The 12,668-nt window shown below is 53.3% G+C and carries 10 protein-coding genes; all 10 read right to left on the reverse strand.

Features of this window, described 5'->3' with window-relative positions:
* Positions 1-17 precede the first annotated feature (17 nt).
* Positions 18-1,313 (reverse strand): tRNA lysidine(34) synthetase TilS, encoded by a 1,296-nt coding sequence (tilS, locus tag LY264_RS19895; protein ID WP_048227058.1) that lies wholly within the window; start codon positions 1,311-1,313, stop codon positions 18-20.
* 61 nt (positions 1,314-1,374) lie between these two features.
* Positions 1,375-1,764 (reverse strand): VOC family protein, encoded by a 390-nt coding sequence (locus tag LY264_RS19900; RefSeq protein ID WP_003829160.1) that lies wholly within the window; start codon positions 1,762-1,764, stop codon positions 1,375-1,377.
* 66 nt (positions 1,765-1,830) lie between these two features.
* Positions 1,831-3,969 carry a lysine decarboxylase LdcC gene (gene ldcC / locus LY264_RS19905; RefSeq protein WP_048227059.1) on the reverse strand — a complete coding sequence of 713 codons (2,139 nt, stop codon included), beginning with the start codon at positions 3,967-3,969 and terminating at the stop codon, positions 1,831-1,833.
* Between the two features lie 99 nt (positions 3,970-4,068).
* Positions 4,069-5,028: an acetyl-CoA carboxylase carboxyl transferase subunit alpha gene (gene accA, locus LY264_RS19910; protein WP_003829164.1), complete on the reverse strand. Its 960-nt coding sequence runs from the start codon at positions 5,026-5,028 to the stop codon at positions 4,069-4,071.
* 12 nt (positions 5,029-5,040) lie between these two features.
* The gene (gene dnaE / locus LY264_RS19915) at positions 5,041-8,523 is read right to left on the reverse strand and encodes a DNA polymerase III subunit alpha (protein WP_071692322.1); all 3,483 of its coding nucleotides are present in this window, start codon (positions 8,521-8,523) and stop codon (positions 5,041-5,043) included.
* A gap of 24 nt (positions 8,524-8,547) precedes the next feature.
* Positions 8,548-9,144, reverse strand: a complete 597-nt coding sequence (gene rnhB, locus LY264_RS19920; RefSeq protein WP_048214887.1) for a ribonuclease HII — start codon at positions 9,142-9,144, stop codon at positions 8,548-8,550.
* Positions 9,141-10,289: a lipid-A-disaccharide synthase gene (gene lpxB, locus LY264_RS19925; RefSeq protein ID WP_003829168.1), complete on the reverse strand. Its 1,149-nt coding sequence runs from the start codon at positions 10,287-10,289 to the stop codon at positions 9,141-9,143. The genes rnhB and lpxB overlap by 4 nt, the downstream gene beginning before the upstream one ends.
* On the reverse strand, positions 10,289-11,077 hold the full coding sequence (lpxA, locus tag LY264_RS19930) for an acyl-ACP--UDP-N-acetylglucosamine O-acyltransferase (protein WP_003018525.1): 789 nt from the start codon (positions 11,075-11,077) through the stop codon (positions 10,289-10,291). The genes lpxB and lpxA overlap by 1 nt, the downstream gene beginning before the upstream one ends.
* 3 nt (positions 11,078-11,080) lie before the next feature.
* A complete protein-coding gene (gene fabZ, locus LY264_RS19935; RefSeq protein WP_003018528.1) occupies positions 11,081-11,536 on the reverse strand; it encodes a 3-hydroxyacyl-ACP dehydratase FabZ in 456 nt (151 codons plus the stop codon).
* Between the two features lie 103 nt (positions 11,537-11,639).
* Positions 11,640-12,665, reverse strand: a complete 1,026-nt coding sequence (gene lpxD / locus LY264_RS19940; RefSeq protein WP_003018531.1) for a UDP-3-O-(3-hydroxymyristoyl)glucosamine N-acyltransferase — start codon at positions 12,663-12,665, stop codon at positions 11,640-11,642.
* Positions 12,666-12,668: the final 3 nt, after the last annotated feature.

Below are 12,668 nucleotides of genomic sequence, written 5' to 3' on the forward strand. Positions count from 1 at the left end.
AAAGCACCTTATCCGGCCTACTTTCCACGCCAAACCAGACTCACGCCTTCTTCATCTTCCGCCGCTCCCTCACGCGTCACGAAAACACCCGCAGCCGCAATCAACGTTTCGCCGTAAAACAGCAGCGGTGTGGTATCTCGTCGCCAGGGTGGAATCCCCTGCTCCTGCCAGATTTTCTTTAATTTCCGTCCACCGTTACGCCCGACAATATGCAATAACCCTGGTGCTTTGAAACGAATGCTGACAGCTTCATCCGCTTGCGGCATGCGCAATTCACCCGCAGAAATTAACTGAACCGAACCCAATCCGGCAGGCAGCGCCAACGGTGTTTTCCACTCTAACCATGGGATAACGGTTTCGCTTTGCCCATCGACTGACTTCACCCACCACAGCTGTGACTGATAACGACGGACCTCGTACTCCCCGAGGCGAAAACAGGGTGAGGCATCTTCCCGCGCCAGCGCCACTTCCTGCCAGATACGTTCCAGTCCATCACGAGAAGGCATCGGCGCATTTAACCCCGCCAGCCAGCGACGAAGCAGCGCGGCACGACGCACGTCGCTCATCATCATTAACGGTACCAGTAGTAGTGTGCCGTGGGCTGTGATGCAATCGGCTAAATCGCTGGCCAGCAGTTCATCCAGTAAACTCTCCTGCTCAGCACACAGCGCGGCGCTGCGGGCTACGGCTTGCGCGAAGTGCGGCCAGCGCTGTTGCAGCAATGGGGTAACGCGCAATCTGAGGAAATTGCGATCGTAGGTATCATCCTGATTGCTTTCATCTTCAATCCAGCATAATTCATGCTGCCGCGCCCATGCTTCAAGCGCCTCTCGCGTTTGCGCCAGCAGCGGTCGAATCAGCTGGGTTCCGGCGAACGGTGAGTTTTCGCCCATGGCGGAAAGTCCGGCAGGGCCGCTGCCGCGCTTAAGCGCCAGCAAAAAGGTTTCACACTGGTCATCGAGATGCTGGGCGGTCATCAGCACCTCGCCCGGTAGTAAGGTCTGCGCAAATGCCTGATAGCGCGCGCGTCGCGCCTGAGCTTCGATGCCCAGGCCATCGTCCTCAAGGTGTACCCGCTCAACCACTAGCGGCACCTGCCACTGCATACATACTGACTCACAGTGCTGCACCCAACTGTCTGCATGTGGGCTTAATCCGTGATGAATATGGATTGCGCGTAAAGCGACCTCAGGATGCTGCGCTCGCCACTGCACCAGCTGATGCAGGAGTACGGTTGAGTCCAGCCCGCCGCTAAAGGCGACCAAAATCGATTGAGAATTCAGCAGTGAAGTGTTCAGCGTGAGTGTCGTCATGATGGTTACTTACAATGGCATTGCCCGGCACGTTACCGGGCTAACGCCACAATGACAAGCCTTACAGCTCGTACAGTTCGAGGGGCAATCCGTCCGGATCGTTGAAAAACGTAAAGCGTTTACCGGTAAATGGATCGATACGTATGGATTCACACTTCACGTGGTGTGCTTCCAGATGCGCGATCGACTTTTCCACATCCTCCACGCTGAACGCCAGATGACGCAAACCGCAGGCTTCCGGTCGGCTCGGACGGCAAGGTGGAAACGGGAAAGAAAAAAGCTCAATCACATACTGGCCGTTCAATGCCAGATCGCCTTTCCACGAGTCTCTCTCTTCCCTATAGGCTTCGCTCATCAGTGTAAAGCCAAGCACATCGCAGTAAAATGCCTTACTTGCCGCGTAGTCCGTCGCAATAATGGCAATATGGTGAACCTGTTTTAATCCCAGCATAGCGTCATCGCCTCTTTCATTTTTCTGTCAGCACGTTACTCGTACGTCTTAGGGTCAGGCAAGTCGTTATGCCATTTTTAAGACTCTCACGCGATACACACCATCCTCGCCCAGTTTAGCGCCATGGATATCGGTTTCAAATCCCGGGTAGCGCTGCCCCACTGAACACAGCATCAGAAGAAAATCGAGGACAGCCCGGCTTTTAGCAGTGATCATTTCCCCGGGCATCAAGAGCGGCACGCCGGGAGGATAAGGCAGGATCATATTGGCGGACACGCGTCCTACCAGTTGATCAAGCGCCACGGTTTCCACCTCACCTTTGATCTGCCGCTGCCAGGCCTGGTGCGGTGTCATTTTCATTTCCGGCAAAGTATCAAATGCACGCAGCATCAGTCCGGAGAGATCGTGCTGGCGGATCAGCTTATGGATCCCCTGTGCCAGATCCTGAATACGCATATTGCGATAGAAATCGGGATCTTCAGCATACAGATCCGGCAGCATATTTTTCACGCGTAAATTCAGATCGTACGAGCGCTTAAATTCCGTCAGGCCACGTAGCAGCCCCATCGCCCGGGTTTTATCTATGCCAATACTGAACAGGAACAACAGGTTATACGGTCCCGTTTTTTCGACGACGACGCCGCGTTCATCAAGGAATTTCGCCACCAACGCCGCGGGGATCCCCTCTTCGCTCATATTTCCCTGTTCATCCATTCCCGGCGTCAGAATCGTCACCTTCACCGGGTCGAGGAACATGTGGTCGGCATCAGCATCAACAAATCCGTGCCAGTCTTCACCTGGCGCTACCGGCCAACATTCTGCTTCATCGACCTTTTCCGGCTGCCAGATATCAAAGAACCAGCCATCCGACTCTTCGCGCAGACGCTGCACTTCTTTACGGAAATGCAACGCCCGTTCCACCGAACGATTGATTAACCGCTTGCCGGAATTACCACGCAGCATTGCCGCCGCCGTTTCTATCGACGCCACAATCGGGTAGCTCGGAGACGTGGAGGTGTGCATCATAAAGGCTTCGTTGAACGTGTCTTCATCATAGTCACCCTTAATGTGGATCAGCGAAGCCTGTGACAACGCCGCCAGCATCTTGTGGGTGGACTGGGTTTCAAATATCACCTTTCCCGGTACCCGTTCGCCGCTCATCCCACTTTTCCCCTGATAGATCGGATGAAAATGGGTATACGGCACCCAGGCTGAATCAAAATGGATGGAGGGCACATCCAGGGTTTGCTTGATCCAGTTGGTGTTATAAAGCAGCCCGTCATAGGTGGAGTTGGTGATCACCGCGTGTACCGGCCATTGCGCCTGAGTCGTCTCTTCTACCTTGCGTTCAATACTTGCATGGGTAAATTCCCGACGGGGTATACCGCCGAGGATCCCCAACGCGTTACGCGTAGGCTTCAACCAGATTGGCACCACATCGCTCATCATCAGCAAATGCGCCAGCGACTTATGGCAGTTGCGGTCAATCAGTAGCGTACTTCCTGCAGGCGCAGCATACATACCGACAATCTTGTTCGATGTCGAGGTGCCGTTAGTCACCATATAGCTCTGTTCGGCACCAAAGGTGCGAGCGATGTACTCCTCCGCTTCAAGGTGCGGACCGGTATGATCAAGCAATGAGCCCAGTTCGGTTACGGAAATGGACACGTCGGCTTTCAGCGTATTGCCGCCAAAGAAATCATAGAACAGGCAGCCGACCGGGCTTTTCTGGTACGCCGTACCCGCCATATGTCCAGGCGTACAAAAGGTATACTTCCCTTCCTTCACATAGGTAAACAGCGCCTTGGTGAACGGAGGCGTAATGTTATCGAGGTATTCGCTGGTGTACTGGCGAATGCGGGTGGCAATTTCTTCAGACTGACCCAGCGCATACTCAAAAAACCACAGCGCCATGCGCAGGTCGTGCGCACTGACATCCATCGTCGAATGGGTATTAATAAAGGCATAGAGCGGGAGATACTCGTTGAGCTGGTTGATGTCACTGCACAGCTCAAGGCTATATTCATCCCAGTCAAAAATGACGCCGCAAATTCGCGGGTTGTGTTCGATAAACTTCAGCAGGTCGACACTATTCTGCGGCCAGATAATCTGAAATCCCTGCTGTTGCAGCGCACGCTCAAGTTCCTTGATGGGCTCATCTTTATAAAAGACGCCATGCGGTCCCATGATGGCAATGATATTCATGCGTTCCTCCTGGAAAAACCTTAGTTAATCATAGCCTGGTCAAACCGCAGGTAAAAAAAAGGGCCACAACGTAGTGGCCCTTTTCAGAATAAATGCAGTTTACGCGTAACCGTAGCTCATCAGACGCTGGTAACGACGGTTTTTCAGATCGTCTTTGCTTAACACGTCGAGATCGGCGAGATCGGCCAGCAGCTGTGCTTTCAGGGACGCAGCCATCACTTCCGGATTGCGGTGTGCACCGCCTAACGGTTCCGGAATGATAGAGTCGATAAGCTTCAGCTCTTTCAGACGCGGGGCAACAATTCCCATCGCTTCTGCGGCCAGCGGTGCTTTGTCGGCGCTTTTCCACAGAATGGAAGCACAACCTTCTGGGGAGATAACGGAATAGGTGCTGTATTGCAGCATATTCACTTTATCGCCTACACCGATCGCCAGCGCGCCACCGGAACCACCTTCACCGATAACGGTGCAGATTACCGGTACGCTCAGACGCGACATTTCACGCAGGTTGCGCGCGATCGCTTCTGACTGACCACGCTCTTCCGCGCCCACGCCCGGGTAAGCCCCAGGGGTGTCGATGAAGGTAATGATCGGCATGTTGAAACGCTCGGCCATTTCCATCAGACGCAGCGCTTTGCGATAGCCTTCCGGCGCTGGCATGCCGAAATTACGGCGAATCTTTTCTTTGGTCTCACGGCCTTTCTGATGACCAATGATCATCACCGGACGGCCATCCAGACGCGCGATACCGCCGACAATAGCTTTATCATCCGCATAGGCACGATCGCCCGCCAGCTCATCAAATTCATCAAACGCCAGGCGGACATAATCCAGGGTGTACGGACGCTGTGGATGGCGCGCCAGTTGGGCTACCTGCCAAGCGCCAAGATCGGCGAAGATTTTACGCGTCAGTTCTACGCTTTTTTCACGCAGGCGATGCACTTCTTCATCGATGTTAATATCCAGTTTCTCATCCTGACGGCTAACCGCAGTCAAAGAATCGATTTTTGCTTCCAGCTCTGCAATCGGCTGTTCAAAATCAAGGAAATTCAGACTCATAGTATTCCTGTATTAGTCAAACTCCAGTTCCACCTGCTCCGAACCAATAAGGCCACGGAGATCGTTTAGCAAACGATCGCTCGGAGAGACACGCCACGTCGCGCCAAAACGCAACCGCGCACGTGCATCCGCCCTCTGATAGTAGAGATGTACTGGAATTGTCCCCGAGCGGTGGGGTTCCAGAGACTGACGGAGTCGGTTTAAAAGCTGGTCATCAATTTGCCTGTCCGTCAGCGAGATAGCAAGCCCGCGAGCATATTTTTCCCGGGCTTCGTCAATATCCATGACTTCACGGGCCATCATTTTAAGCCCGCCGCTGAAGTCATCAAAGCTGACCTGTCCGCTGACGATAAGTATGCGGTCTTTTTCCAGCAATTGCTGGTATTTATCCAGAGCATCGGTAAACAACATAACTTCCAGACGTCCGGAACGGTCATCCAGTGTACAGATGCCGATACGATTGCCGCGCTTGGTGACCATTACCCGCGCAGCAATGACGAGCCCCGCAGCCGTGGTGACTTTACCACGTTCTGTCGGATGCATGTCTTTCAGCCTGTAGCCTCCGACATAGCGCTCAATTTCTTTTAAATACTGGTTGATGGGGTGTCCCGTCAGGTAAAGCCCCAACGTTTCACGCTCACCATCTAATACCACCTGCTCCGGCCACGGTTGGCAACTGGCATAGGATTGTTCAATTTGCTCCGGTTCTTCCGCCAGCACGCCAAACATATCGGCCTGACCGATGGCTTCGGCTTTTGCATGCTGATCGGCGGCTTTTAGCGCATCGTTGAGCGAATTCATCAACGCCGCGCGATGCGGGCCAAGGCGATCAAACGCCCCGGACATGATTAGCTTTTCCAGCACCCGGCGGTTAAGTTTTTTGATATCCGTGCGCGCACAGAGATCAAACAACTCACGGAAGTAACCGCCTTCGTTACGCGCCTCAATAATAGCTTCAATTGGTCCTTCACCCACGCCTTTTATCGCGCCGATGCCATAAACAATCTCGCCATCATCATTCACGTGAAAATGGTAAAGACCGGAGTTGATGTCCGGCGGCAGGATTTTGAGCCCCATACGCCAGCATTCATCTACCAGCCCGACCACTTTCTCGGTGTTATCCATATCGGCGGTCATTACCGCCGCCATAAACTCAGCAGGATAATGCGCCTTCAGCCACAGCGTCTGGTAAGAGACCAGCGCATAGGCTGCGGAGTGCGATTTGTTAAATCCGTAACCGGCGAATTTCTCCACCAGGTCAAAGATTTTCATCGCCAGTTCGCCGTCTACGCCGCGCTTTTTCGCCCCTTCTTCAAAGGTGCCGCGCTGCTTAGCCATCTCTTCCGGCTTTTTCTTACCCATCGCACGACGCAGCATATCCGCGCCGCCAAGGGTGTACCCGGACAACTCCTGGGCAATCTGCATAACCTGTTCCTGATACAGGATAATGCCGTAGGTCGGCTCCAGTACCGGTTTCAGACACTCATGCTGCCATTGTACGTCCGGGTAGGAAATCTCTTCGCGACCATGCTTACGGTCGATAAAGTTATCTACCATCCCCGACTGTAGCGGACCTGGGCGGAACAGAGCCACCAGTGCGATCATGTCTTCGAAGCAGTCAGGCTGCAGACGTTTGATCAGGTCTTTCATACCGCGGGATTCAAGCTGGAAGACCGCCGTGGTCTCCGAGCGTTGCAGCATATCGAAGCTTTTCTTATCATCCAGCGGGATAGCCGCAATATCCAGCGGTGGCTCACCGTTCTTTTCACGGCGCGCGTTGATCATTTCCAGCGCCCAGTTGATGATGGTGAGCGTACGCAGGCCGAGGAAGTCGAACTTCACAAGACCGGCATATTCCACGTCGTTCTTATCAAACTGAGTAACCGGGTGCAGCCCCTGCTCATCACAGTACAGAGGCGCAAAATCAGTAATTTTTGTCGGTGCGATAACCACACCACCGGCGTGCTTACCGGCATTACGCGTGACGCCTTCCAGCTTACGCGCCATATCGATCAGCGCTTTAACCTCTTCATCTGCCTCATAGATTTCCGGCAGTTGGGGTTCGGCTTCAAAGGCTTTTGCCAGCGTCATGCCCGGGTCGGGCGGCACCAGTTTCGAAATACGGTCAACGAAACCGTACGGATGTCCCAGCACGCGGCCCACGTCGCGGATAACCGCTTTTGCAGCCATCGTACCAAAGGTAATAATCTGCGAAACCGCATCACGACCGTACATTTCCGCCACGTGCTCGATAACCTGGTCGCGTTTCTCCATGCAGAAGTCAACGTCGAAGTCGGGCATTGAGACACGTTCCGGGTTAAGGAAACGTTCGAACAGCAGGTCAAACTCCAGCGGATCGAGATCGGTAATTTTCAGCGCATAGGCGACAAGTGAGCCAGCGCCGGAACCACGTCCCGGGCCTACCGGTACACCGTTATCTTTCGACCACTGGATAAATTCCATAACGATCAGGAAGTAGCCTGGGAATCCCATCTGGTTGATAACTTTAAGTTCAACTTCCAGACGTTCATCGTAAGGCGGGCGCTTCTGCGCACGAACTTCAGGGTCAGGGAACAAAAATTCGAGACGTTCTTCCAGCCCTTCGCGTGATTTCGCCACGAGGAAATCCTCGGTGGTCATATCGCCGGTCGGGAACTGCGGCAGGAAGTATTCGCCCAGACGCACCGTCACGTTGCAGCGTTTGGCTATCTCGACGGTGTTTTGCAGCGCTTCCGGAATATCCGAGAACAGATCGCACATCTCATCTTCGCTGCGCATGTACTGCTGCGGCGAATAGTTGCGCGGGCGTTTCGGGTCATCAAGGGTAAACCCGTCGTGGATTGCCACGCGGATTTCATGCGCATCGAAATCTCCGGTTTCAAGGAAGCGGACATCGTTAGTCGCTACCACCGGTAGACCACGCGTTTCGGCCAGTTCTACGGCTGCGTGCAGATAATTTTCTTCATCTTGCCTGCCGGTGCGAATCAGTTCGAGGAAATAGCAATTGGGAAAATGTTCTTCGTAAAACGCCACGCACTCGTCAACCAGTGCGCTATTGCCGCGCAGCAGGCTGCGTCCGACATCGCCCATGCGACCGCCGGAGAGCAAAATCAAACCTTCTTTTAGCTCAACCAACCAGTCCCGGTCGATAACCGGTCCTTCTGCGCCATAGCCGCGCTGATAGGCTTTCGAAATCAACAACGTCAGGTTCTGATAGCCGGTATTATTTGCGGCCAGCACGGTGAGCTGCGTGAGTTCATCGCCCAACAGCTCACTGCGGACATGAAAATCTGCGCCAACTATCGGCTTAATACCCGCACCGTGACCCGCTCCGTAAAACTTCACCAGACCACACAGGTTGGTAAAATCGGTGATCGCCAGCGCAGGCATGCCTAACGCGGCCGCCTTTTTCACCAGCGGTCCGGTTTTCGCCAGCCCATCGATCATGGAGTAGTCGCTGTGCACCCGTAGGTGGACGAAACGTGGTTCAGACATCTTCAGATTCCTTCGACACAAGAATCAGGACGAGAGTCCCAGTGCGCGTTTGACGGGGCCAAAGCTGCGGCGATGGTGCTCAGTCGCACCATGCAGTGCCAATTTTTCCAGATGAAATGCGGTTGGATAGCCTTTGTGCTGTGCAAAACCATACTGTGGAAAAACCGTATCCAGCGCCGCCATTTCCGCGTCACGGGTCACTTTTGCCAGAATCGATGCGGCGCTAATCTCCGCCACGCGGCTATCACCTTTGACCACCGCCATCGACGGTACCGGTAATGCCGGGCAACGATTGCCGTCAATCAGCACGTATTCGGGCGCAATATGTAGACTCGCAACAGCACGCTGCATGGCCAGCATGGTGGCATGCAAAATGTTCAGCTCGTCGATTTCATGCGGTTCCGCCCGACCAAGGCTCCAGCTTAACGCTTTTTCTTTAATTTCATCAAACAGCGCCAGGCGACGTTTTTCTGACAGTTTCTTTGAATCGTTAAGACCGATAATAGGGCGAGCCGGATCCAGAATGACGGCAGCTGTGACGACTGCGCCAACCAAAGGGCCGCGCCCGACTTCATCCACACCCGCAACTAAATGCGTATGCGGATACACAAATTCAATCATTGCGCTAACTCCAGGACCGCATCCGCTGCCTGCTCATCAGCATTGCAACGGATCTGCTGGTGCAGTTCACGGAATGTGTCGTGCATCGCATGGCTGGTTTTACCATTCGCCAGCAACGGCAATAGCGCTTGCGACAGCGCCTGCGGTTCACACTCTTCCTGCAACAGCTCTTTAACCAGTTCTCTTCCCGCCAGCAGGTTAGGTAGCGAAACGTAATCAGTCTTCACCAGACGCTTCGCCAGCCAGAAGGTGAAGGGTTTCATACGGTAGCCAACCACCATCGGGCATTTTGCCAGCATACATTCCAGCGCGGCGGTACCTGAAGCCAGCAGTGCGGCATCGCTGGCCACCATTGCTTCACGTCCCATCCCATTGAGCAGATGTACAGAAAGCTCCGGTGCAACTTCAGCTTTGATTCGCTCAAACTGCTCGCGGCGTTTGGCATTCACCAACGGCACCACCACTTCGAGATCCGGATAATGCTGGCGTAATAGCTGCGCCGTTTTCAGAAAATCGGCGCTGAGCATCTCCACTTCTGCACCACGGCTTCCTGGCAGTAGCGCCAGGCAGTGAGCGTCATGAGGAATGCCCAGAACATCACGCGCCGCATTTTTATCCGGGTCCAACGGCATGGCATCTGCCATGGTATGACCGATAAAGCGGCACGGGACGTTAAATTTGTCATAAAACGCTTTTTCGAAAGGCAGAAAGGCCAGCACCATGTTGGTGGATCTGCCTATTTTGAAAACGCGTTTCTGTCGCCACGCCCAGACGGACGGGCTGACATAATGAATGGTTTTAATGCCCTGTTTTTTCAAGTTCCCTTCGAGGGTAATATTGAAATCAGGCGCATCAATGCCGACGAAAACATCCGGCTTTAAGTCGGTGAATCGGCGAGTGAGGTCGGCACGAATATGCAGTAAACGGCGCAGGCGTCCGAGCACTTCAACAATGCCCATGACCGCCAGCTCTTCCATTTCGTACCAGGCTTCACAGCCTTCGGCCTGCATCAGCGGACCCGCCACGCCAACAAAGCGCGCATTGGGAACACGAGCCTTGAGTGCACGGATTAACCCTGCACCAAGAATATCGCCGGAGGTTTCTCCGGCGACGAGGGCAATCGTTAAAGGACGCTGTTCAGTCATTAACGAATCAGGCCACGCGTTGAGCGCTCAAAGAAGTCGCTGAAAGCCTGAACTTCGGGATACTGTTTCGCCAGTTCCGCGATTTCGGGTTTCACTTCTTCCAGCGTTTTACCGCTACGGTACAACGCTTTGTAGGCGTTACGAATCGCGGTAATCGCTTCGCGGGTGAATCCACGACGCTTCAAACCTTCGATATTGACGCCAAACGGCGTCGCGTGGTTGCCCTGGGCGATAACGTACGGAGGCACGTCCTGGGCTACACCAGAACAGCCACCAACCATCACATGCGCACCGATGATGCAGAACTGATGCACCGCGGTCATGCCGCCGATGATAACAAAATCATCAAGCGAAACATGTCCGGCAAGCGTGGCGTTATTCGCCAGAATACAGCGGTTGCCTACCGTACAATCATGCGCGACGTGCGCATTAATCATCAGTAAGTTATCGCTGCCCACCTTTGTCACTCCACCGCCCTGCACTGTGCCACGATGAATGGTGACGCTTTCGCGGATGCGGTTGCGATCGCCAATTTCCACACGGGTCGGTTCACCAGCATATTTAAGATCCTGGTTAACTTCACCGATGGAGGCAAACTGATAGATCTCGTTATCGCGACCAATTTTTGTATGGCCATTCACGACAACGTGAGACTTCAGTACGGTACCCTCACCAATTTCAACATGGGGTCCAACAATACAAAATGGGCCAATGTGAGCATTGGCACCAATGCTGGCGCCCTCTTCTACAATGGCGGTCGGGTGAATAAAGGCGGATTTATCAATCACGTATCAGGCCTCCCGGCTACGGGCACACATCATCGTTGCTTCGCACACAACTTTACCGTCGACCAGCGCAACCCCTTTAAAACGGGTCAGGCCACGGCGCGTTTTCTCGAAAGTCACTTCCATGATCATCTGATCGCCAGGCACGACAGGACGCTTAAAGCGTGCTTCATCAATACCCGCGAAATAATACAGTTCGCCTGGTTCCAGTTTTCCTACGCTTTTAAACGCGAGGATACCGGTAGCCTGTGCCATCGCTTCCAGAATCAATACGCCAGGGAAAATAGGTTTACCCGGGAAGTGGCCCTGAAAGAAAGGCTCGTTAACGGATACATTTTTCACTGCGCGCAGAAAACGACCTTCTTCAAAATCCAGCACGCGGTCAACCAGCAGAAACGGAAAACGGTGCGGCAGAAGTTCTAAAATCTCTTCAATATGCAGAGTATGAGTGTTAGTAGTCAAAATACTCTTCCTGTCAAAATATACTAAAAGGCAATAATAACACGGCCTGTCGCAATCGTATGAATGGGACAGGCCGAAAAGTCAGACATGCAAAAAAGGTGCTTTAGTCTTGTTGATTAACCTTGCGCTCAATCGCTTTGAGGCGCTTGCTCATATCATCAATATTCATCACCAGTGCAGCTGTTTTACGCCATACCTTGTTGGGTTGTAGCGGAATGCCTGAGGAGTAGACGCCAGGTTCAGTGATAGGACGCATCACCATACCCATGCCAGTTACCGTAACTTTGTCGCATATTTCCATATGCCCATTGATCACGCTGGCACCGCCAATCATGCAATAACGGCCAATCTTCAGGCTACCCGCCATAATGACGCCACCGGCTACCGCCGTATTGTCGCCAATCACAACGTTATGCGCAATCTGGCACTGGTTATCAATGATAACACCATTACCGATCACAGTATCGTCCAGAGCACCACGGTCAATGGTGGTACAAGCGCCGATCTCGACGCGATCGCCGATAATCACGCGACCAAGCTGGGGGATCTTCACCCAGTTACCACGATCGTTCGCGTAACCAAATCCATCAGATCCAACGACGGTGCTGGACTGGATCAGGCAATTTTCACCGATCTGGATGTCGTGGTAAATCGTCACATTCGCCCACAAGCGTGAACCTGCACCGATTTTGGTATTTTTTCCGACGAAGCAACCTGCACCGATAACCACGTTATCGCCCAGTTCTACGCCAGACTCAATGACCGCATTTGCGCCCACAGAGACATTATTACCCAGCTTCGCCGTTGCATCGATCACTGCACTGGGTGCAATGTTCTGTGCAGGCTGAGGCGTGGTATCTAAAATTTGCGCCATACGTGCATAGGTCAGGTAGGGATTCTTCACTACCAGCGCCGCACTCTTAGCAAAAGGAAGATCGTCCTGCGTCATCACAACGGCAGACGCCTGGCATACGCCTAAATGTTCACGGTATTTAGGATTCACCATGAACGTGATATTGCCAGTTTGCGCAGATTGCATGGACGCTACGCCGGTGATGACGATATCGCCATCACCGTGTAATTCTGCATCCAACTGCTCTGCTAAATCAGCCAGTCGAATTGAAGGCATTAC

Source organism: Citrobacter portucalensis (assembly GCF_023374935.1).
Classification (GTDB): Bacteria; Pseudomonadota; Gammaproteobacteria; order Enterobacterales; family Enterobacteriaceae; genus Citrobacter; species Citrobacter portucalensis.